Source organism: Glutamicibacter sp. TV12E (assembly GCF_052441935.1).
GTDB lineage: Bacteria > Actinomycetota > Actinomycetes > Actinomycetales > Micrococcaceae > Glutamicibacter.
The window spans coordinates 2,229,123-2,251,034 of the sequence record NZ_JBQVVF010000001.1 but is presented as its reverse complement, the minus strand read 5'-3'; the positions used below and the strand labels follow the sequence as shown (position 1 = coordinate 2,251,034).

Below are 21,912 nucleotides of genomic sequence, written 5' to 3'. Positions count from 1 at the left end.
GACTGTTGTTAGGACTAGAGCATATTCACCCCCTTTTGAATGAGGTCACCATGAAGCGCACCGTTCCACTGCTGGCTACCGCCGCAATTCTTGCCCTATCCCTGAGCGCCTGCGGTTCATCTGGCGACACCGCTGGCTCCTCCTCGTCCGAGCAGAGCGATTCTGCCCTGCAAAAGGTCAAGGACGCCGGCGTGTTGACCGTCGGCACCGAGGGAACCTACCGCCCCTTTTCCTTCCATGAAGGCAGCGAGCTGACCGGCTACGACGTTGAAGTCATCAAGGCCGTCGGCGAAAAGATGGGTGTTGAGGTCAAGTTCCAGGAAACACAGTGGGACGCAATTTTTGCTGGCTTGGATGCCGGACGCTTTGATGTGATCGCCAACCAGGTGGCCATTACCCCGGAACGCGAAGAGAAGTACCTCTTCTCCAAGCCGTACACCGTTTCCGAGGGCGTAGTTGTCACCAAGAGCGACAACACCGACATCACCTCCTTCGACTCGCTAAAGGGCAAGAAGACCGCGCAGTCGCTGACCAGCAGCTTCTATGAGGCAGCCAAGGCCGCTGGCGCCACCATCGAGCCGGTGGAGGGGTGGGCCCAGTCGGTCACCCTGCTCAAGCAGGGTCGAGTGGATGCCACCGTCAATGACAAGCTGACCTTCCTGGATGCACAGAAAACCAATCCGGATGACAGCATCAAGATCGCCGCTGAATCCGAGGACAAGAGCGAATCGGCAGTCACCCTGCGCAAGGGCTCGGAGGATCTGCAAGAAGCGATCGATGGCGCCCTGGACGAGCTGCGTGCCGATGGCGAGCTGGCATCGATCTCTGAAAAGTACTTCGGCGAGGACATCAGCAAATAACCGGTACCATCCCTAGTGAAACAGTAGACTGGCTCCACACGTCTCCAGCGTGGGGCCAGTCTCGTTTGTCTCAAAGGTAGCTTATGGATTCGAATTGGCAGTTATTCATCGATTCGCTCTGGCCACTGGCCCAGGGCGCAATCACGGCAACCATTCCGCTCGCGCTGATCAGCTTTGCCCTCGGACTGGCGATCGCGTTGCTGATGGCGCTGATGCGCATCAGCAAAAACCCGGCGCTCTCAGGCATCGCCCGGGTCTACATTTCGATTGTTCGCGGCACTCCCCTGCTGGTGCAGTTGTTTGTCATTTTCTACGGCATGCCCAGCCTGGGGATCACCATTGATCCCTGGCCCAGTGCGATCATTGCCTTCAGCCTGAACATCGGCGGCTATGCCGCCGAAATTATCCGCGCCGCGATCCTCTCGGTCCCGGCCGGACAGTGGGAGGCCGGATATACCCTGGGCATGTCGCGCACGCGCAGCCTGTACCGGTTGATTCTTCCGCAGGCCACCCGCGTGGCGATTCCTCCCCTGTCCAATTCCTTCATCTCATTGGTGAAGGACACCTCGTTGGCCTCGACCATCCTGGTCACCGAAATGTTCCGCAAGGCCCAGGAGATCACGGCCTCGACCTACGAGTTCATGCTGCTGTACTGCGAAGCGGCCGCAATCTACTGGATCATTTGCCTGTTGCTCTCTGCGCTGCAGAACTCTGTTGAAGGAAAGCTGGAAAAGTATGTCGCCAAGTAGCACAACCTTGCTCAGCGTCACCGGCCTGCACAAGGCTTTCGGCGAGAACCAGGTGCTGAAGGGCATCGATTTTTCCGTGCACTCCGGCGAAGTCGTGGCCTTGATCGGCCCCTCGGGTTCCGGAAAGACCACCGCCCTGCGCTGCCTGAATGGGCTGGAAATCGCGGATGCGGGAACCGTCGGCTTTGAAGGCGGCCCGGCGGTGAGCTTCGATGCCACGACCAAGCCAAAATCAGCGCAGGTGCTGCGCGATCGTTCGGCCATGGTTTTCCAAGGGCACCATCTCTTCCCGCATCTGACGGTGTTGCAAAATGTCAGCATTGGGCCGATCGAAGTCCAAAAGCGCCCGCGCGACCAGGTGCTGCTTCAGGCGCGCGAGCTCCTGGATCGCGTGGGGCTGGGCTCCAAGGCCGAGGCCTACCCGAATTCGCTCTCCGGCGGACAGCAACAGCGCGTGGGCATTGTCCGCGCGCTGATGCAGCAGCCCGACCTGCTGCTCTTCGACGAACCGACCAGTGCTCTGGACCCCGAACTTGTTGGCGAAGTGCTCAGCGTCATCAAGGAACTGGCCCAGGAGGGCTGGTCCATGGTGCTGGTGACCCACGAGCTGGCCTTCGCCCGGGATGTGGCCGATACCGTCGTCTTCATGGATGGCGGAGTGGTCGTGGAGACCGGAAACGCTGCCCAGGTTCTGTCCACGCCGGCAAATCCCCGCACACAAGCATTCGTCCAACGTCTTTTGCACCCGTTCTAGAAAGCATAGAGTAGCGCTATGACCCAGGATACAAATGCATTGCTGGCAGGCCTCATCGAAGGCTACAACTTCCAAGGCGAGAGCCTCGATCTGGGTACAGCCCTGATCGACGGCAAGCCTCAGCCCACGGCGCCGATCCGCTTGCCGCTGAAAATGCTCAACCGCCACGGTTTGGTCGCCGGTGCCACCGGTACCGGCAAGACGGTCACTTTGCAGCTGATGGCAGAGCAGTTGAGCAAGGCCGGTGTTCCGGTATTCCTCGCCGACATCAAGGGTGATCTCTCCGGATTGGCCCAAAGCGCCGAAGGCTCGGAAAAGCTCACCGCCCGCTTGGCCGAACTCGGCAAGGAATTTTCTCCCCGCGCCAACCCGGTGGAGTTCCTCTCGCTGGGCGAAGGGGCCCACGGCACCCCGGTTCGCGCCAGTGTCGATGCCTTTGGCCCGATCCTGCTGGCCCGCGTCCTGGAGTTGAACGAAACCCAGGAAGAATGCCTGCAGCTGATCTTCCACTATGCCGACTCCAACAAGCTTCCGCTCGATGACCTCAACGACGTCAAGTCGGTCATCAGCTTCCTGGTCAGCGACCAGGGCGCCGAAGCGCTGAAGGGCCTGGGCGGGGTGAGCGCGGCGACCGCATCGGTCATCCTGCGTGGCATCACGATCATGCAATCCCAGGGCCTGGACCAGTTCTTCGGGCAGCCGGAATTCGACACCGCCGATTTCTTGCAGGTGCGCGAAACCGGCGGCGTGATCAACGTGCTGGAACTGCCTTCGGTGAACCAGCAGCCAATGCTGTTCTCCACCTTCCTGATGTGGCTGATCGCGGACCTGTTCGAGGACTTGCCCGAAGCCGGCGACCTGGACAAGCCGAAACTGGTGTTCTTCCTTGACGAGGCGCATCTCTTGTTCAAGGACGCCACCAAGGCGTTCACCGACGCGATCATCAACACGGTGCGCCTGATCCGTTCCAAGGGGGTGGGCCTGTTCTTCATCACCCAGTCCCCCACCGATCTGCCCGATGAGGTCCTGGGCCAGCTCGGCAACCGCATCCAGCATGCGGTGCGCGTTTTCACCGCCAAGGATCAGAGCGCGCTCAAGGAGATCATCAAGACATTCCCGGTCAACGGCGTGGACCTGCAAGTTGCGCTGACCCAGGCTGGCGTGGGCGAAGCGGTGATTACCGTGCTCGGCGAAAAGGGCGCACCCACCCCAGTGGCATGGACCAGGATGTCCTCGCCAGGATCCACCATCGGCCCTGCTTCGCCGCAGGTGCTTGAAGAGAATCTGTCGGCCTCCCCGCTGGCTTCACGGTACACCACCGCGGTAGACCGCGAATCGGCCCGGGAATTGCTGGAAGCCAAGGCCGCCTCCGCTGTTACGGCAACGCCGCAGCAACCGGCTGAGGTACCGGCTGACGCGCAGCAAGCCGAAGCGCCTCGCGAGCGGCAGGCCCCGGCACAGCCGAACCCGATGATGGACATGGCCTTGGATGCCGCATCGATGATTGGGCGCGAGTTGCTGCGCGGAATGTTCGGCAACCGAAAGCGCCGCCGCCGTTGAGAAGACCCGCCGTTTTTGACCCGCCAGTTACAGTCTGGAGCCCGAAACCAGATAGCCTAGCTACTGATGAAGACTCCTAACTCCACGCCGATCGCCGCCACCCGCCTGGCCTTTCGCTGGGCCCTTGCCGCGGTGGCAGTGCTCGTTCTGGCTGTTGCCGGCGTGATAATCGCTAATCGCACCCTGTTCTCCCCTGCGCACGAGGTCAAAGTCTTGCAGAGCTACCTCGCCGACGGCCAGGGCGCCAAGGCCCTGGGGCTGATGCAGGCCCGGGTGCCGCAGGGCGATGCGGTTGCGCTGGACGGCGAGGTGCTCAAGCGCACCCAGGCCGGCATCACGGACTTCAGCACCGATATGCCGCAGCCGGTGGACGGCGACAGCGAGCTGCGCACCGTGACCGCGCATTACAAGGCCACGGGCGTGGACCAGCAGTCCACCTACACGCTGCGCCATGCCGGCAAGACCTGGTTCTTCTTCGACAAGTGGGAGTTCGAACCCTCCACCCTGCCCAGCGTGAAGATCAAGGCCAACACGGTGAATGAGGTGGCCGTCAACGAGCAGAAGATCCCGTTGGAGGCCGGCGTCAGTTCCCTGCCGGTCTTCTATCCTTCGGTGTTGGATGCAAGCTTCAGCACCAAGAATTTTGCAGCCGACACCCGCGGTGTCGTGGTCACCCAGCCTGCCAAGGATCCGGTGGAGATCGCGCTGAAGACCGAGCCGACCAAGGCCTTTGTCTCCGCGATCAACTCCAAGGTCAAGAAATACCTGGACGGCTGCGCCAGCCAGCAGGTCTTGATGCCTTCGGGCTGCCCCTTCGCCTACAACACCTCGGCGCGCGTTGATTCCTCCACCATCAAGTGGGACATCGCCAAATACCCGAAGATCGAAGTCAGCTACTACAACGGCGCGTGGGTGCTCTCCCCGCTGACAACCACCGCCAATCTGACGCTGACCGAGCAGGATCTGCGCACCGGCGCGAAGGAAAAGAAGACCATCAAGGACACCTATTCCTTCACCGCGGAGCTGACCACCAGCACCACCGAAGTCTCCGTGGTTCCGGTGGCGGGTGTCGAGCAGGCTGCTCAGTAGTTCTCGCGGCCGCAGTCTTATCGGCCGAGCAGTTCGCGGAATTGGCTGCGCAGCGGCACCGCATTGGTCTTGAACCTCTGCCACAAGAACAGCGCCAGCAAGCTCGCCGCCAGGGACAGCACCGCGCCGATGGACACGGCGATCTGCGTGCCGAAGAGCTCGGCGAACCAGCCCACCAGGGGCGAGCCGATCGGCGTCCCGCCCTGCACCACCATCAGGTACAACGCCAGCACCCGGGCCCGGTACTGCCCCGGCACCGACATCTGCACCATGGTATTGCAGCTGTTCAAGAAGGTCAGCGCTCCCAGTCCCACCGGGATGAGCATGATGGCGAAAAGCAGGTAGTTCGGCATCCAGGCGCTGGCCAGGGCCGCGCAGCCGAAGAACACCCCGCCGCCAATCAAGAAACGCCAGCGCGGGGCCGAACGCCGCGCCGCCAGCAGCGCCCCGGCAAAGGTTCCCACCGCCATGATGCTGCCCAGGATGCCGTACTCCCCTGCGCCCACCCCATAGACCTCGGTGGCCATCAGCGCATTGGTCAGCTGGAAATTCAGCCCGAAGGTGCCGATGATGAAGGCCAGGAAGAAGATCAGCACCAGGTCCTTGCGGCTTCTGACATAGCTGAACCCCTCACGCACCTGCCCCTTGGCCCGGGCCACCGGAGTGGTGGGATGCAGGGCGTCCTTGCGCATGAATACCAGCGAGGTGATCACCGCCAGGAAGGAGGCGCCGTTGAGCAAAAACGCCGGGCCGGTGCCCACCAGGGCGATCACCACGCCGGCAATGCCGGGGCCGGCCAGGCGGGCCAGGTTGAAGTTGGCGCTGTTCAGCGCCACCGCGTTAGCCAGGTGGCTTCCGGGGACCACCTCGGAGACGAAGGCCTGGCGGGCCGGTGCGTCAAAGGAAGCGCCGATGCCCAGCAGCCCCGCCAGCACGTAGACGTGCCAGAGTTCCGCCGAATCCGTGACGACCAGCAGCCCCAGGACCAGTGCGCACAGCCCCATGAAGCTTTGGGTCGCCATCAGCAGCCGGCGCTTGTTGAACCTGTCGGCAATCAGCCCGGCATAGGGTGCCAGGACCAGGACGGGCAGGAATTGCAGACCCGTGGTGATTCCGGTGGCTACCGCGTCGTGGTTGGTCAGTTCGGTCAGCACCAGCCAGTCCTGGGCTACGCGCTGCATCCAGGTGCCGATATTCGAGACCAGGGCGCCGATGATCCACAACCGGTAGTTGGGTATTTCCAATGCCCGGAACATTTTCACTGCCATAAGCTCTCGCCGGATCCCTCCGGTGCCTCCCGCACTACAGTCTAATGCGGCACAGCGGGGAATGCTGAGGTTTCCTCTGCATTCCCCGCTGCGGGTTTCGCGCTGGCCTGGCCTCTGCGGGCTAGTTCACCCCGCGGAGGTCGAGCAACAGCTCATTCTCGCCCTGTGCATCCAGCAGCACCGGAATGCCCCAGTCCTGCTGGTACAGGTGGCAGGCCGCGTGATCCGGGATTTCGCCGCCCGGCTCGCCATCGCAGGCCGCAGCACGAGCGGTAATGTGCAGCACGCCCTCGGAAACCTCGGGGTTGAGCACCAAGGTGCGGGTCAGGCCCACCGAGGTGCCGCCGCCCTCCAGGATCAGTTCTTCGGGGCTGGCCGAGATCTTCAACTGCGTCGGGTCGCCCCAGCGGTCATCGAGCTTCTGCCCCTTCGGAGCGGCAAAGCGCACCAGGATCTCGTGGTTGCCGGACTGCACGCGGGTCTTCGGGCGCTGGGTCTGGCTGGCGCCCTCATCGACCACCAGGGCCTCGGCAGGGATCGGGATGCGCACCAGCTGATGGGTGTTGGTCTCCACGACCAGCAGCACCGGGTCCCCGTCCACGGAGGTATCAACCAGCACATCGGCTGGCTCCTTCAGGCCCTTGGCCAAGGTGGACACGGTCTTGGTGGCCGGGTCGAAGCGGCGCACCGCCCCGTTGTAGGAGTCCGCGACCGCGATCGAGCCATCAGGCAACACGGCCACGCCCAGCGGGTGCTGCAGGCGGGCCTGCTCGGCGGCTCCATCGCGGAAGCCGAAGTCGAACAGCCCGGTGCCGATCGCGGTGTTCACGCTCTTCGCCTCGCCGTCCTGGACCTCGATCCAGCGCAGCGCGCTGGTTTCCGAGTCGGCAATCCACACGTTCTCGCCGGACAGCGCCAGGCCCGAGGACTGGGCGAACCAGGCCTCATCCGGCGCGCCGTCGTTCAGGCCCTCCAGGCCGGTGCCGGCGAAGACCGAGACCGCGGAGGTGCGCGGATCGAAGGCGAAGATCTGATGGGTTCCGGCCATCGCGATGATGACCTTGCCCGAAGGGTGGTAAAGCACATCCCATGGGGAGGACAGCGAAATATTCAGCGCATCGGTGCCCAGCTCGGTGGGCTGGGTTTCCTGGCGCGCGTTTTCCGAATCCAGCAGGCGCTGCACGCCGTTGCCGGCCACGGTGCCCACCTGGCCGGTGGCCAGGTTGACCGAGCGCAACCGGTGGTTAACGGTGTCGGCGACGATCACGTCGTAGCCCACCTCCGCGGCCAGTTCCGCAGGCAGCGCGGCCAGGCCCTGCAGCTCGTTGAACTGGGCGGTGCCGGCGCCGCCGTCGGCGTAGCCCTTGGCGCCCGAGCCGAAGGTGCGCACCACCGAGAAGTCCGCGTCCAGCTCCACCAGGCGGTGGTGGCCAGAATCGCCCACCAGGAAGTGGCCGTTCTCCAAGGCGATGGCCTTGCCCGGGAAGCGCAGGTCGCCCTCGCGGGCCTCCGGGGCGACGTAGGGTCCGTTGCCGCGGTGCAAGGTGCCCTTGGCCTCATGCTCGGCGATCAGTTCATCGACCAGCGAGCCCAGGCCCTGGGCGTGGCCCTCGCCGGAAAGGTGCGCGACGATGTAGCCCTCGGGATCCAGCACCACCAGGGTTGGCCAGGCGCGGGCACCGTAGGCCTGCCAGGTGACCAGCTCCGGGTCATCGAGCACAGGGTGATGGATTTCATAGCGTTCCACGGCCGCGGCCAGCGCATCCGGGTCCGCTTCGTGCTCGAATTTTGGCGAGTGCACGCCCACGGTGACCAGCACATCCGAGTACTGCTCCTCGAGCGGGCGCAGCTCGTCCAGCACGTGCAGGCAGTTGATGCAGCAGAAGGTCCAGAAGTCCAGGAGCACGATCTTGCCGCGCAGGGCTTCAAGGTCCAGCTGCTTGCCACCGGTATTCAGCCAGTTGCGGCCCAGCAGTTCGCTGGCGCGCACCTTGTAGTTGGCGCGGACCGATTCTGTTGCGCTCATGGTCATCCTTTCGCAATTGCCGTGGCTCGGCAGTTAGAACTTCATTATCGGCCACGGCCAGGGGCAGTGCTAAACGGTGTTAAGGAACATTGAGATGCAACAGGTGCCACCCGGCTTCTATTCCGCTAGGGCAGCTGGGCGATGGCCGCATCCATCACGCTGGTGGCCACCTTGTTGAACTTTTCGTCGGCCAGCGAGCTGCTGGCCACAAAGGAGACCATCACCGCGTACTGCTTGGTCTTCTTGATCAGCACCAGCGAATTCTGTGCGTACTGCCCATCGCGGCTGTAGTACAGTGCCGAATCCACCTTGTCCACTCGCGGATCGGAGAACTTCAGGGTTTCGGTGTAGTCCATGCCGTTGAGCTTCGCGGACTTGCACTGCTCCACGATGGTGCGCACATTCTTGTTGTGCGAGTCGACCGCGGCTGCGCCATTTGCACCCAGCTTCGCCACTTCCACCGAACCGGTGATGGTCTGGTTCGCATTGGTGAAATCGGTGCGCGCCGCTTCGGTGCCCAATTGCACCGGCGACCAGTTCAGGTCGTTGATCGGGGCCGAGCACTGCGCCGGCAGCACCACAATGTCCTTGAGCGTATCGGTGGGCGGCGTGGCCAGCGCTTCAAGGTCCTTGCCCTGGATCTTGGCGCTGTTCGGGAAGCCCAGTTCGGTGGCGAGCACCGCGCCGGCGGTGGTCGCCACCTCGGCAGTGGTCAACTGGCGTGCGGATTCGCTGGAGCTCGGGCTGGCGGTGGCCTCAGCGGCCTTCTTGTGGGTCTGGTCCTGCGGCATCTGCGTCTGGGTGGACGAGCAGGCGCTCAGGGCCAGCGCTGCGCACAGGGCCAGGGCCAGGGCCACGGTCATTTTCCTAGGCATTCGGATTCCTCTTATCGGCCTGCTGGTAGCGGGCGAACATCGCGTTGTAGGCTTCCAGCTCGGCGTCGTTGTCGCGATCGGCCTGCCGGTCATAGCGCTTGGTGTCTTTTTTGTCCTGCTTCAGCCAGGAGAGGACCACAAAAATGGCCAGCACCAGGGTGGGCACCTCGCCGATGGCCCACATCGCCCCGGCCCCCACCACCTGGTCCTCCAGCGCGCTGCCGCCCCAGGTGCGCCCCATATTCCCGAAGTAGTCCGGGGCCAGCAGGGTTTCGGTGCTCATCAGCGCCACCCCGAAGAAGGCGTGGAAGGCGACGGTGGCCAGCAAGACCACCAGGCGCATCGGGTACGGGTAGCGCTTGGGCACCGGATCGGCGTCCACCAGCGAGAGCGCAAAGAGGTAGCCGGTGAGCAGGAAGTGCAGGTTCATCAGCTCGTGCCCCGCGTGGTAGAGCATGGCCGGTTCCAGGATCGGGGTGAAGTAGAAGACCACGATCGACCCGGCAAAGTTCACGGCCGCGAATATCGGGTGCGTGATGACCTTGGAGTAGCGTGAATGCACCAGGAAGAGGATCCATTCGCGCGGGCCGCGGGTGCCGTCGGTGCGCGCCGGCAGCACCTGCAGCAGCAGGGTGATCGGGGTGCCGAGCACCAGGAAGATCGGCACGATCATGGTCAGCGACATGTGGTCGACCATGTGGGTGGAGAACTGGATCTTCCCGTACACCGCCACGCCGCCGCTGGTCACGTAGAACAGCGCGAGAAGGCCGACAATCCAGCTGGCCAGGCGCGGCACGCTGGGCTTGTCCCCGCGGCGGGCCAGGGTGATGAACGCCCAGAGGTAGGCGGCCAGCCCGAACAGGCACACGGCCACCCAGATCCAGTCCATCCGCCAAGTGGTGAACCAGCTGGCGGTATCCGGGGCTGGCGGCAGGTCGTAGCCGGTCAGCAGGCGTGCCGGGGTGGTTTGCGCCGGGGCTTCATCGGAGGTCGGCGGCGCCGTGCGGGCCAGCACGGTGGCCACCGACATGACCGACCCCATCAAGATGACCTCGCCGAGCACGATCTGCCAGGCCGCGCGCAGCGCGCCGTACTGTCCTGCCAGCAGCTTGGGGATCACAAAGCGCCGGTGGCACAGGCCTAGCGCCCCCAGGGCCAGGGTGATCAGCAGCTTGGCGATCACCAGGGTCCCATAGGGGGTCAGCCACTGTTCCCAGCTGGTGATGCGGATAACCGCCGAGGCCAGCCCGGAGCCGATCATCAAGAACACCACGAAGGCGGCCAGCGCCGAATATCGCTGCAGCACCACTCCGGCGAGCACCTGTCCGCGCTTGCGTCCCGGGGCTTCGCCGGCCAGCGTCGGAGCCAGCAGCGCCAGCACGATAATGCCGCCAAACCACAGGACCACGGCCAGCAGATGCAGGCCGATGGAGTTCACCGCGGCAAAGTGGTCATCTCCCCCGGCGGCGTGGCCGATGAAGGCCAGCGGCAGGATGCCGAACAGCGAGAAGAAGGCGGTGGCTCCCACCCCGGTCTTGGATCGCACCGCCAAAGCCAGCGAGCTGACCACGGCGGCGATCACCACCATCCAGGCCCAGGCCCGGCCGGTGGTGATCGACAGGATGTAGTCGAGGATCGCCGCTGAATACTGCGTGTCCAAATTGATCGGCAGGCCGGCCAGGTCCCAGAAGGTCAGCACCATCACACTGGCCGCCGACAGCGTCCACAGCACCGACGCTGAGGCGGCAATGTTCATCGCGCGGCTGAAGGCCGGATGATCGGCGCCCTGCACATCGCGGGTGACTTTTTTGCTGCGCGGCAGAATCGCGGCGGCAAAGATCAGCGCCGCAATGGCCACTGACATGGAAGAATGGTGGATCGCACGGGCGATCGGCAGGCTCCAGCGGATAAAGGCTCCCGGGTCGGCCAATTCGGCCGGGCGGGCAATGCCGGTGAACATCACCGCGGCCAGGAAAACTGCCGCCGAAGCGAGCAGCCCGGGCAGAATGAAGCGGGTGGCTGAAACCGTGCGCTGTGCTGTATCCATATCCTTCTTATCATCTCATTTTTGCCCGGCCCCGTCAGGCCGGAAGTGCCAGCGCTGCCCCGCTACGGCGCATCTCACACCATGGCGGGGCAGCGGCCGGGGCTAGCTGAAGAGCTGCTCGCCCAAATACCCGCCCTCGCTGATCCCCGGAAGGATCGCATAGAGGGCCGAACCCACCGGCTTCAGCCAAGTGTTCAGCGCATCCGCGGCGGCCAGGCGTTGCTGCACCGGAATGAAACTGGTCGCCGGGTCGCGCTGGTAGCTGGCAAACAGCAAGCCGGCGTGCTGCCCGTCATCGAAGTTGTAGCCCCGGCGATGGATGCTCTCGGCCGCGTGGCTCGGCTTGGCAAGGGCCACGTGCGCGTTGGCGGCGATGCTCGGCAGGCCCAGCTCATTTACTGCCGCCAGATCCACCGGATCATCAACGCTAGTGCCCGAGAGCGGCGAACCATCGGCCTGCCTGCGGCCCAGGGCGAAGTCCCGGCCCGTGGCATCCACCTCGTCCCAGCGGTCCAGGTCCATTTCGAAACGGCGCAGCGCCAGCGTGGTGCCGTTGGCGATCCAGCTGTCCTGCCCATCACCGAATACCACCTGCTCGCGCAACTGGTCTTTCGGATTATTGACCCCGTCCACTTGCCCGAACAGATTCCTGAAGGTTTCCCGTCCGGGCATCGGGCGCATGAAGCCAGCCTGCGCAAAGCGCTGCCTGGCCAGCCCGCGGAGGTTCTTGGCCACCGCTCGCACCGCATGATGCAGCACCGTGGGGTCCTGCGAACAGAACTGGATCAGCAGGTCGCTTTGCTGATACTGCTCTTCGAGCTCGTCGCCGGCAAAGGCCGGCAGCTGCGCGATGCTCCCGCGCCCGGCCACATCGAGCAGGCTTTGGCCCAGCCCCACGGTCAGCGTCAGTTCGCTGGGAGGCTGCGCCATTTCCGGTTCGGTATCGGCCAGCACTCCCCGGCCGCCCATCAGCCGGGCCGCATCATCGGTGAGCATCTGCAGCAGGGCCTGCAGCTGCTGCTTGCGCGAGCCATCGCGCCAGAGCACATCCCATCCGGCAAACACCGCATGTTCCTGTTGCGCATCGATAATCCCGGATTGGTACTGGCCATAGAACGACCTGAACCGCGGACCGCCAGGAGCCTCTTGCGCTGGAGCTGCCGCCTCGGCGGAGCGCAGGCCGCCAGCGCCAAAGCCGGTGAGCAGCCCGCCGGCCGCGGCGGCAGCGGTGCTGCCCAGCAGCAGGCGGCGTGGAACATTAATGTCCGGCATGTTCATCGTAGTTTTCCTTGGCGCCATCAAAGTTGCGGATCGCGAAATCAACGTCGGTGCTCGAGCCGTCGGAGAACTCCAGGGTCAGCGTCGTGGTTTGGGCGGCGACCAGCGGCTTTTTCAGATCCATGAACATCAGGTGATTTCCGCCGGGAGCCAGCACCGCGTCGGCTCCGGGAGCGATCACCAGGTCGCCCTCAAGCTGTTTCATGCTCATGTTCTGCCCGTTGCCGGTCATTTCGTGCAGCTGGATCTCATCGCCTTGCGCGTTGCTCACCTTGCGCAGTTCCAGCGGGGAGTCCGCGGAATTGTGCAGGGTTCCGAACGCCGCGCTCATCCCTGATTCGGCTGCCTTGGCCCAGGTGTCGCTGGCCACAAGCCCCTGTGCTTGCGTGCTGTTTTGCTCAGCGGACTGCGGTGCCTTGGAGCTTTGGCTGGCCGTTGGTGCGTTTTGCGCGCAACCGGTGAGCAGCAGTCCGAAGCTCAGCAGCAGTGCGGTCATTGTTCTAGTCTTCATCGTCTCAAGCTTTCGTGGTGTGGGCACAGAATGTGCAGGCACGCCAAAGGCCGCGGTGGCCTTGGGCGCACCGGAATAAAGTGGCTGCTTACTTGGTGTTGCGCATGAACTTGGCCAGAACGCCAATGACGCCGCCAAGGATCACGACGCCGATAATGACCCAGATGACCGGGCTCATCGAGCTGCCCGCATCCTGCAACGGGTTCTCGCTAGGCTGTGCTGACTCGCTTGGTGCGGCCGATTCGCTTGGTGCGCTGATCATCGATGGGGTTGGCTTGGCCGAGGCATTCACGGTGAACTCCAGCTTGTTCTCCACCGGGTGCCCGTCCTCGGAGACCACGCGGAAGGCCAGCTCGTACTGGCCGCTTTCCAATGGCTTCGCCGGGGTCACGGTCACGGTCTTGCCCTTGGTTTCAGCTGATGCGTCGACGGCCTCGCCGTTCTGCTTCAGCACCACCTTCGTGGAATCCACGCCGGACATGGTTTGCAGCACACCGGAGAATTCGAGGGTCAGCTCTTTTGGCGCTTGTTTCAGGCTCGCACCGTCTTTGGGAGTGGAGCCGACCAGCTCGTCGTGGGCCGAGGCGGCAGTCATCGAGGTGAACAGTGCCAAGATCGATAGCGCGATCACAGCGGCCAGACGGGTGAGGGTCATTTTGGGCAGCGTCATGTTCTTCATTGTTTTCCTTCCAATCCCCCAGTCAGGGGGGCACTTCGTTATTGTCCTAGGCGGCAAGAACGAAGAAAGGAGGACCCCGGCGCCCGGGCAGCCTTCCCAATTGCGCAAGCTTGAGTTGGAAGCGCAGCGGGAAGTAGGCTGGAAGCATCGGTGTTTCGGGAATCTGCCCACGGACGAGCGAAAAAATTCGCCGTGCCGAGGACAGGGTGAGGTATGAGCCCAAGAGGGCAAGCAGGCGCTCGCCACGGTTGAGCACGAGAATGCTGACTGCTGCAGCCAGCACGTGCGCGTAGAGCATCGATTCGGTGTGCGCCTCGGCGTAGTGGGCGCTGATGTTGTGGGCCAGTTCGAGGCTGCGCCCAGTATGCTGCACATGCTCCATGCCGGAAACCCCGGAATCGCCGTGGCTCATCACCGACAGGCTCAAGTGGAATAGGCCCTGGCTGGCGATCACCACCAGGCTGGTCGTCCACAAGCGGTATTTCTTCCCTACCAGCAGCAGCGCGATCACCGCTGAGATGCAGGTGATCAGGCCCACTGCAACCAGCGACATTTTTGTCGGCGCACTATGGGCGTGAGCCGCAAAGGCCGTCCAGGTGCACACGCTCGCCGCTAACCAGCCGCGCAGTACGCGGGTTGCGGGATTCTGTGGCACCGGGTTCAGCCTATTCTTCTGATGGATCGTCAAGCACGCCTGATTCTACGCGAAGTAGAAGATCGGCTCAAACGTGCAGAAAAGCAGAAAGCCCGATCCATCCGCCGGAAAGTTCCAGCGGAGAATCGGGCCTTGCTCAAGCCTGAAGAAGCTTACTTCTTGGCAACAGCAGCCTTCAGCTTCGAACCAGCGGTCAGCTTGACCGAGTGGCCAGCAGGAATCTGGATTGCTTCACCGGTCTGTGGGTTGCGGCCGGTGCGAGCTGCACGATCGGTGCGCTCTACAGCCAACCAACCTGGGATCGACACCTTCTCACCCTTGGAAATCTGGTCGACGAAAACCTCGAACACAGCATCCAGAACACCGTTGACGGCAACCTGGGAGTTTTCGGTCTTCGCTGCAACAGCAGCAACAAGTTCGCTACGGTTCATAGCCAATGTATGGTCCTCCTGGACTAGTGATCCAAAACCCGGTTCCGGGCCTCGTACGCCGCACGGTCGCACGGACTTATCAGTGAGAACATATCAAACCTTGGGCCGAGAAATGCCCGAAAACAGGCGAAATACCGGGATTTTTTCATCTTCTTACAGATTTCTGGGCCTAACGGCATCAATTTTGGGTTCAACGACCAGTTCCGATACGCCCTTTAATGCATCAAGGCCCATCTCCCCGTCGAGGGAGGATGGGCCTTGTTCAAGCCTGAAGAAGCTTACTTCTTGGCAACAGCAGCCTTCAGCTTCGAACCAGCGGTCAGCTTGACCGAGTGGCCAGCAGGAATCTGGATTGCTTCACCGGTCTGTGGGTTGCGGCCGGTGCGAGCTGCACGATCGGTGCGCTCTACAGCCAACCAACCGGGGATGGTGACCTTTTCGCCCTTGGAAATCTGGTCGACGAAAACTTCGAACACAGCATCCAGAACACCGTTGACGGCAACCTGGGAGTTTTCGGTCTTCGCTGCAACGGCTGCAACAAGTTCGCTACGGTTCATAGCCAATGTATGGTCCTCCTGGACTAGTGATCCAAAACCTGTTTCCAGGCTTCGAATGCCGCACGGTCGCACGGGCTTATCAGAGATGAACTTACCAGTTGTGTGCGACAAAAAGAGCATCGTCCCGCGGATTTTGTCGAATTCCTCTAGAGATTTGAAGTGTGAAAGCTCACCCGCGAGCTACAGCGCAAACGGATCGAGTCCCCCATTCGCTTGCACAAATAGCTCCCATGCCGCGTCTTGAAGCACCTTGCTTCGAGTGGCATTTGCCGGTCTGGCTAGCGAAATACGGCCCTTGGCTGTCAGTTGCGGACCAAAAAAGATTCCGGGCGCGCAGTTGTCCAGCCCCCTAGTCAAGGCTGCCTCCACAATTGCCACCGAACCTTCATGTTTGCCCTGCGCGAAACTGGCCTGCAATCGGCCGGTTAAACGCTTGGCAAAGTCAGGTTCGTTGATCCCTTCTACCTGCGGGGTGAGCCCGGACAGTGAATATCCGGGATGCACAGCGATGGATCGGGCCGGCCACTGCAGCTGGCGCAATCGATGATCCAGTCCAATGCCAAAGCTTTGAAGCACCGCTTTGGACTGAACATAGGCACGGTAGGGATGATAATCGGCTTCCAGCTTGAGATTCGAAGCATCCGTACGCAACATCAACGTGGACATCGACCCGAGGGTGATCAGACGCAACGAACCTTGGCGGAACTTCTCAGCCAATTCCCCGATGAGTCGGGCGTGTCCAATGACGTTGGTGGTCATTGTTCGCTCGTACTCCAACAGTCCGGGTTCCCTTGATGATGACGTACGAATCATTCCTGCATTGGCCACCAGGATATCGAGCTGGCGACCGCGAAGTTCCGCCGCCAGAGCCGTGGCAGACGTCAATGAGTCAGCATCAAACTGCATGAATTCAACGTTTGCTCCGGGCACCCGAGAACAGATGGCTGCCATGGCTTTTTCAGCGCGTAATCGGTTGCGACAAGCCAAAATCACATGAGCACCAGCGGCGGCAAGCCCCAGGGAGGCAAAAAATCCCAGACCGTTGTTGGCACCCGTAACTACAGCAGTTTTGCCATCTCCTAGTGACTTCCAGCGACCACGATTGTCATGAATATTGGCTTGAGGCAGACCCTGCCCCAGCTGTTCCAGGGAACCCAAACGCACTGCACGATTCATGCCCCCACCGTACTACAAGCGCTACCCGGCCAATCCGTCAGGATTCAAGCGCGAATCAGTAATACCTTCTTCGCCAAGTCCCCATTTGTCCAAGATCTGAGAGTACGCGCCAGAATCAATCAGGCCGTCCAAGGCAACCTCCGCGGCTCCAGCCAACCCGTTGCCCTTTTTGGTGGTCACCGCCACTTGGGCGGTGTCTGGCCACCCTCCGGGGAAGGAGCCAATCTGCTTTAGTTCCCCGGTTGTCGCCTGCTTGTAGGCGCCAGTAGCATTTGGCCCAAAGCTTGCGTCGGCACGACCGGACAACAGTGCCAAGGTGGATGCCGAATCATCGTCGTAGTACTGGAAGTCAACGGGCTTTAATCCCTTGGATTGGTTGGCCTTATCCCAATCAACCAAGATCTTCTCCTGGTTGGTGCCCGAACCGACAATGATCTTCAGCCCGGCAACGTCTTCGGCCTTTGAGATGGGGCCAATCTTAGAATCCTTGTCGGCATAGAAACCTAGCAAGTCTTCACGGTAGGTCGCGAAATCAAATTTTTTCTTGCGTTCTTCAGTCACGGTCACGTTGCTGATCGCAGCCTCGTACTTGCCCGACTCAATTCCTAAAGGCCAATCGGCCCAAGACACCGGGATTAGGTCAAGCTCTAATCCCAACGCGTCGGCGAGCGCCGCGGCTAGGTCCGCGTCGTTGCCTACCGGGGTGCTGTTATCCGTGGCATAGAAGCTCAATGGTGCAGCACCTGGTGCGGTCACGACACTCAATTTTCCATCTGCAGCAATCTTTTCTGGCACCAGAGCTTGAGCCTTCTTATTGACCTCAACTTCGGGACGTTCCTGGTTGGGGCTACTCAAAGCTGCAACTGCGCTATCGCTGGCGGTAGCCGAGAGCGCATCCTCGGTAGCCTGCGACGGATCAGCGCAGGCGCTCAGTGATACCAGCCCGATGAGCGCCACGATGCTGAAGGCATTGCGAGTTCTCTGTTGTTTCATGACACTTCCTGTTCCGCTAGAGCTGGCTGCTGAGCCCGTTGCTCGTGGGTTTCGTCAATACTCAGACCCAAGTTTTCGCGCAGGGTTCCGGCGTAGGACTCTGGATAAATGCCACGCTCCTGCAAGCGAGGCACCAGGTGATTGACGATGTCATCAAGTCCGGTAGGTATCAGCCACGGGGTGATGTTGAATCCATCCACCGCTCCGAGTTCTGCGTATCGTGCCAACCGGGATGCGATCTGATCATAGGAGCCAGTGAAGGTGTGGTCGGCACGGTGTGAGCGCGAACGGACGAACTCGATGATGTTCTGCCCCTTCTCCTTGGCTTCGGCACGCCACGTGGCTGCCAGTTCTAGGGATTTAGCTCCTTGGAACCCGCTACCTCGGGTTACCGAGCTCCGCACTACTACTGGCTCAAACTCCGGTAGTGGCCCATATGGGTCCACGCTCTCTAACCGGGTCCCCCAGAACTGTTCGAGGTAGGCCAGCGCCTGTTGCGGGCCAATCTGATGTTCGCGTACCCAGTGGTGCTTTTCTTCTGCCGCCTCTGGGGTCTCAGCAACGATGAATTCGGCTCCCGGCATGATCTTCACCGAATTTTCGGCACGCCCCACCGTGGCTGCACGAGCGTTGATGTCCCTGCGGAATTCCAGTGCGTCTTCCAGCCCGACATGAGCGGAGAAGATGACATCGGTTTGGCGTGCCGCAAAGTCGCGTCCCTCGGCCGAGTCACCGGCTTGGAATAGCACGGGGCGATGCTGTGCGCTAACCGGAACGGTGCCGGTGTAGTCAACGTTGTAATGATTTCCTCGGTGGTGGACTGGGGCACCCTCCCAGATCTGCCGGACGGTACGCACAAAATCTTCGGCATGCGAGTATCGCTCGTGGTGCTCAAGGTAGCCACCGCGACGGAAGTTTGCGCCAGTCCACGCGTTGTGGGTGGTGACGATGTTCCAGGCAGCTCGACCCTCAGAAATCAAATCCAACGAGGAGAGTCGACGGGCCAAGTCCGCTGGATCGTTGTAGGTGGTGTTTTGGGTGGCTACCAAACCGATCTTGCTAGTTACCGCGGCAAGTGCTGCGAGCATGGTTTGCGCGTCTGGGCGGCCCGCCACATCGAGCTCGTGGATTTCTCCTAGATGTTCACGCAATCGCAGGCCTTCACCGAGGAAAAAGGCGCTGAACAGGCCCCGCTCGGCAGTCTGGGCGATCTGCCGGAAGGAGGAAAAGTCGGTTTGGGAGCCCGAGGCTTCGCTGCGCCAAATGGTGGATGAGTTCACGCCTTGGAAGAAGACGCCGAATCGAAGTTGATGCTGGGTACTCATGATGCCTCCTGGAATCGGTTTTGGGCTACTGGCAACGCGAAATCCTCGCGCAAGGTCGTTGAATTGGGTGCCAGCAAATTGCTGGACTTCAGTTGTGGAAGTACTTCGTCGATCAGCACTGCCCCGTCGATCTCCAGATCTCCGGGGTACAAATGCACAAGATGCCGGCGTTGGTCTGCTGGATTGGCAGTTGCTTCTGCAAATTCGGCCAGGAAGTTGATCAGCGCCTGGGTACTGCCGGCAAAAACCGCGCGTTCGCTGCTTTGGAGCCCAACGTCTGCGGCACGTTGTGCCCCGGTCTGCCCAGCTATATCGAGGTAAATGTCGAGCTCAATTGCGACGGCTCCGGAGGTGCTGGAAACTGTCGCTTGTGCCAGCAAGGTCTGGAGGCTCGCGGTATTGATTGCTACAACGTCCGCCCCATTTAGCCGGCAGTGTTGCAAACCCGATTCGCTAAACAGGTAAGAGGGGGCAATAATCGGCAATTGCCCTTGTGGTGGGCGTGGGGTGATGGCTGGTCCCTTAACTGAGAAGTTTTTGCCTTCAACATCCACGTAGTGCAACTTGTTCGCATCCAAGTAGCGCCCGGTAGCCACATCGCGGACTATCGCGTCATCCTCCCAGCTATCCCAGAGCCGGCGGTGGGTGGTGACCACCTCGGCGGCTTCGATGCTGAGCTCATCGTCAGCTAACACGGTGCGTCCCACGGCCTGCGCCTGCACGGAGTCATTATGTGTTTCCAAGATCCATCCGGCACGACCTCGGGAAATGATGTCCAGGCTGGCCAATTGAGTGGCGGTGTGGAAAGGTTCGGTAAAAAGAGCATCGATCACCGGCAACAAACCGATCCGGCGAGTTTGTGCGGCAACGTAACTCGCCCGCTGCACGGCGTCGAGCAACCCGTCGCTGGAAAAACTCACAGCATGGAAACCTGCGGATTCAGCGCGCAGCGCTTGGTGGGCGGTGTGCTCGGGATCGTTTCCGGCACCGTCGAGATTCAGGGCCAGCAGCACTGAGCGTTCGCTCATAGTGCATACTCCTTTCGTAAGGTATTTTTCGCCTGCGGATCCTGCTCGGTCCACAGAGTGGTTGGTGTGTTGACCAACGGGATCACTTCTTGAGCGAAGCGTTCCAAAGTTTCAATTTGCGCCTCATGGGGGTGAGTAGTGGGCAGCGAGATGGATTGCAAGTCGTGGCCGAAGCTCTGGTGGTAATCCAGAATCTTGGCCGCAACAAATTCCGGGCTGCCAACCAACAGCGGGCCTTCGGCAACGGCGTGCTCGATATTGCGATACGGGGTGTTATTCCCTGGCACATCGCGTCGGTTGGTCAGCGCCTCATAGACCGGCCCAAATTCCTTGATCGCTTGCTTGGTGCTGTCAGCCAGGTACACTCCACCTGCGCCACTCCCAGAACCGACATATCTGCCTGCCAGATCATGGCCGGCCTGCTCATACGCTTTTTTGTAGTGGTCGATCAGCGCCTTGTAATTTTCTTTGGGCTGGATCGCATTGGCGGAGAACAATGGGTCACCGTGCTTGGCGGCCAGTTCTGCTGAACGGAGCGAGGTGGCCGAACCATGCCAGATCCGGACCGAAGACTGGTAAGGGCGCGGGCTGGTGGTGACTTGTGCAAGACTGCTGCGAAAATGTCCGGCGAAGTCCACCGGTTCATCGCTAAACAGGGCTTTGAGCAGTTCGTAGTTCTCTTCCAGCAAGTCCCATTGGTCTTCAATATTTCTGCCAAAGAGCGGGAAGTGCGCGACCTCATTGCCCTTGCCTATTCCTAGTTCCAGTCGTCCGGTGCTCAGTTGGTCAACGGTGGCGAAGTCCTCTGCCACTCGCACCGGGTCAAGGATGGAAAGCACGACAACACCTGTATGCAAACGAATCTTCTTGGTCCGTGCAGCGATGGCTCCAAGCACGACGGCCGGCGAGGAGGAAATGAACGCCCCAGCGTGCCTCTCGCCTATGGAGAAGGAATCAAATCCGAGTTGCTCTGCACGTACCGCGGTTTGAACGACCTGTTCAAAGCGCTCCGCGGTATCTACCTGCAGGCCGGTGATCGGGTCATTCTGGTGGGCAATAATGTCTAGCACCTGAAAACGCATTATTTACCCTTGTAGTTGGACGCGTTGATGGTTTCCGATTTTGTTAGCCCTTCTTCGCTCAACGACCAGCGGTCCAGCACCTTCGCATAGGTGCCTTCCTCGATGGTTTCGTTCAACGCTGCAGTGATCTGTTCGGCCAGATGGTTCCCGGCTCTAGTAGTTGCGGCGACCAGTGTTTCGTTAGGCCAGCCGGCGTTGATCTTGCCAACCACTTTCAAGTCATCTCGCTGGTTCTGCCGGTACGCGGTGGACGGATACGGCGCGATGTTCAGGTCAATACGACCTGAGGACAGGGCCAAAATGGTGTCGGCCTCGCTGGAATAATACTGCAGCTCTGCCGGGGCTTTGCCCTTGCCTTCCAACTCCTTGTTCCAGGTCAAGAGGATCTTCTCCTGGTTGGTTCCAGAACCCACCGCAATCTTCTTGCCTGAAATGTCATCCGCGGACTTCACCGAGATGTTGCTGTCGGCACGAGCTTCAAATCCCATGTGGGCAGCCCGGTAGCTAGCGAAGTCGAACTTCTTGACTCGATCAGCGTTCACGCCGACATTTGAGAAGACCGCTTCGAAGTCTCCCGATTCGGTTTTCAAGGGCCAGTTCTCCCAACTGGTGATCTGCAAATCCAGTTCCAAGCCCAGCTTGTCGGCGACCAATTGTGCCAGATCAACTTCCGTGCCAATCACAGTCTTCTCATCCGTGGCGTGGAAGGACAGCGGTACCGAACCAGCGGTGGTGGCAACGGTCAATTTGCCGTCCTTCTTGATCTTGTCAGGCACCGCGTCGGCCAGTTTCGGATCCTTGGTGGAGCGGATTCGGTCTTGGTCAGGCGAGGTGTTGTAGGTGATAGTGCTCTTTGATTCAGAGTTCGAAGATGCTGCCGGAGCGGCGGCTCCCGGGTCAGCGCATCCGGCCAAGCCGAGTAGACCAACGGCGGATAGTGCAGAAACAGCTGCGTACTTGTTCATGGTG

At 61.3% G+C, this 21,912-nt stretch carries 21 protein-coding genes; 5 read left to right on the top strand and 16 right to left on the bottom strand.

All coding sequences use genetic code 11. The features are described from left to right. Positions 1 to 50 precede the first annotated feature (50 nt). The 5 genes from ACT7DV_RS10515 to ACT7DV_RS10495 all read left to right on the top strand — a co-directional run bounded on the left by ACT7DV_RS10515 (position 51) and on the right by ACT7DV_RS10495 (position 5,012). Positions 51 to 860: an amino acid ABC transporter substrate-binding protein gene (locus ACT7DV_RS10515; RefSeq protein WP_444662410.1), complete on the top strand. Its 810-nt coding sequence runs from the start codon at positions 51 to 53 to the stop codon at positions 858 to 860. 83 nt (positions 861 to 943) lie between these two features. Next, complete coding sequence (locus tag ACT7DV_RS10510; RefSeq protein WP_146275961.1) at positions 944 to 1,609, top strand: amino acid ABC transporter permease; 666 nt, start codon at positions 944 to 946, stop codon at positions 1,607 to 1,609. Next, the gene (locus ACT7DV_RS10505) at positions 1,596 to 2,363 is read left to right on the top strand and encodes an amino acid ABC transporter ATP-binding protein (RefSeq protein WP_444662408.1); all 768 of its coding nucleotides are present in this window, start codon (positions 1,596 to 1,598) and stop codon (positions 2,361 to 2,363) included. The genes ACT7DV_RS10510 and ACT7DV_RS10505 overlap by 14 nt, the downstream gene beginning before the upstream one ends. Before the next feature lie 18 nt (positions 2,364 to 2,381). Then, the gene (locus ACT7DV_RS10500) at positions 2,382 to 3,923 is read left to right on the top strand and encodes a helicase HerA-like domain-containing protein (RefSeq protein ID WP_444662406.1); all 1,542 of its coding nucleotides are present in this window, start codon (positions 2,382 to 2,384) and stop codon (positions 3,921 to 3,923) included. A gap of 66 nt (positions 3,924 to 3,989) precedes the next feature. Then, positions 3,990 to 5,012 carry a hypothetical protein gene (locus tag ACT7DV_RS10495; RefSeq protein WP_444662405.1) on the top strand — a complete coding sequence of 341 codons (1,023 nt, stop codon included), beginning with the start codon at positions 3,990 to 3,992 and terminating at the stop codon, positions 5,010 to 5,012. A gap of 17 nt (positions 5,013 to 5,029) precedes the next feature. Here ACT7DV_RS10495 and ACT7DV_RS10490 read toward each other — a convergent pair whose 3' ends face one another. The 16 genes from ACT7DV_RS10490 to ACT7DV_RS10415 all read right to left on the bottom strand — a co-directional run bounded on the left by ACT7DV_RS10490 (position 5,030) and on the right by ACT7DV_RS10415 (position 21,908). Further along, entirely contained in the window at positions 5,030 to 6,280 is a 1,251-nt protein-coding gene (locus ACT7DV_RS10490) for an MFS transporter (protein WP_444662404.1), read from the bottom strand. Positions 6,281 to 6,401: 121 nt separating this feature from the next. Continuing rightward, positions 6,402 to 8,306, bottom strand: a complete 1,905-nt coding sequence (locus tag ACT7DV_RS10485; protein ID WP_444662402.1) for an NHL domain-containing thioredoxin family protein — start codon at positions 8,304 to 8,306, stop codon at positions 6,402 to 6,404. Between the two features lie 125 nt (positions 8,307 to 8,431). Continuing rightward, positions 8,432 to 9,181 (bottom strand): hypothetical protein, encoded by a 750-nt coding sequence (locus ACT7DV_RS10480; RefSeq protein ID WP_444662400.1) that lies wholly within the window; start codon positions 9,179 to 9,181, stop codon positions 8,432 to 8,434. After that, positions 9,174 to 11,228 carry a cytochrome c oxidase assembly protein gene (locus ACT7DV_RS10475; protein WP_444662398.1) on the bottom strand — a complete coding sequence of 685 codons (2,055 nt, stop codon included), beginning with the start codon at positions 11,226 to 11,228 and terminating at the stop codon, positions 9,174 to 9,176. Before ACT7DV_RS10475 ends, ACT7DV_RS10480 begins: the two co-directional genes overlap by 8 nt. A 102-nt stretch (positions 11,229 to 11,330) precedes the next feature. After that, entirely contained in the window at positions 11,331 to 12,506 is a 1,176-nt protein-coding gene (locus tag ACT7DV_RS10470; RefSeq protein ID WP_444662396.1) for a Dyp-type peroxidase, read from the bottom strand. Beyond that, positions 12,487 to 13,017 carry a copper chaperone PCu(A)C gene (locus ACT7DV_RS10465; protein WP_444662394.1) on the bottom strand — a complete coding sequence of 177 codons (531 nt, stop codon included), beginning with the start codon at positions 13,015 to 13,017 and terminating at the stop codon, positions 12,487 to 12,489. Before ACT7DV_RS10465 ends, ACT7DV_RS10470 begins: the two co-directional genes overlap by 20 nt. An 88-nt stretch (positions 13,018 to 13,105) precedes the next feature. After that, positions 13,106 to 13,687, bottom strand: a complete 582-nt coding sequence (locus tag ACT7DV_RS10460; RefSeq protein ID WP_444662390.1) for a copper resistance CopC family protein — start codon at positions 13,685 to 13,687, stop codon at positions 13,106 to 13,108. Between the two features lie 55 nt (positions 13,688 to 13,742). After that, positions 13,743 to 14,351 (bottom strand): hypothetical protein, encoded by a 609-nt coding sequence (locus ACT7DV_RS10455; protein ID WP_444662389.1) that lies wholly within the window; start codon positions 14,349 to 14,351, stop codon positions 13,743 to 13,745. Positions 14,352 to 14,503: 152 nt separating this feature from the next. Continuing rightward, the gene (locus ACT7DV_RS10450; protein ID WP_013349906.1) at positions 14,504 to 14,788 is read right to left on the bottom strand and encodes an HU family DNA-binding protein; all 285 of its coding nucleotides are present in this window, start codon (positions 14,786 to 14,788) and stop codon (positions 14,504 to 14,506) included. Between the two features lie 272 nt (positions 14,789 to 15,060). Then, positions 15,061 to 15,345: an HU family DNA-binding protein gene (locus tag ACT7DV_RS10445; protein WP_061954273.1), complete on the bottom strand. Its 285-nt coding sequence runs from the start codon at positions 15,343 to 15,345 to the stop codon at positions 15,061 to 15,063. A gap of 174 nt (positions 15,346 to 15,519) precedes the next feature. Next, on the bottom strand, positions 15,520 to 16,515 hold the full coding sequence (locus ACT7DV_RS10440) for an SDR family NAD(P)-dependent oxidoreductase (protein WP_444662386.1): 996 nt from the start codon (positions 16,513 to 16,515) through the stop codon (positions 15,520 to 15,522). Positions 16,516 to 16,536: 21 nt separating this feature from the next. Then, a complete protein-coding gene (locus ACT7DV_RS10435; RefSeq protein ID WP_444662384.1) occupies positions 16,537 to 17,508 on the bottom strand; it encodes a transporter substrate-binding domain-containing protein in 972 nt (323 codons plus the stop codon). Beyond that, a complete protein-coding gene (locus ACT7DV_RS10430; RefSeq protein ID WP_171920291.1) occupies positions 17,505 to 18,833 on the bottom strand; it encodes an LLM class flavin-dependent oxidoreductase in 1,329 nt (442 codons plus the stop codon). Before ACT7DV_RS10430 ends, ACT7DV_RS10435 begins: the two co-directional genes overlap by 4 nt. After that, entirely contained in the window at positions 18,830 to 19,861 is a 1,032-nt protein-coding gene (locus tag ACT7DV_RS10425) for an LLM class flavin-dependent oxidoreductase (protein ID WP_444662382.1), read from the bottom strand. Before ACT7DV_RS10425 ends, ACT7DV_RS10430 begins: the two co-directional genes overlap by 4 nt. Next, positions 19,858 to 20,943 carry an LLM class flavin-dependent oxidoreductase gene (locus ACT7DV_RS10420; RefSeq protein ID WP_444662381.1) on the bottom strand — a complete coding sequence of 362 codons (1,086 nt, stop codon included), beginning with the start codon at positions 20,941 to 20,943 and terminating at the stop codon, positions 19,858 to 19,860. Before ACT7DV_RS10420 ends, ACT7DV_RS10425 begins: the two co-directional genes overlap by 4 nt. Next, positions 20,943 to 21,908: an ABC transporter substrate-binding protein gene (locus ACT7DV_RS10415; RefSeq protein ID WP_444662379.1), complete on the bottom strand. Its 966-nt coding sequence runs from the start codon at positions 21,906 to 21,908 to the stop codon at positions 20,943 to 20,945. The genes ACT7DV_RS10420 and ACT7DV_RS10415 overlap by 1 nt, the downstream gene beginning before the upstream one ends. Positions 21,909 to 21,912: the final 4 nt, after the last annotated feature.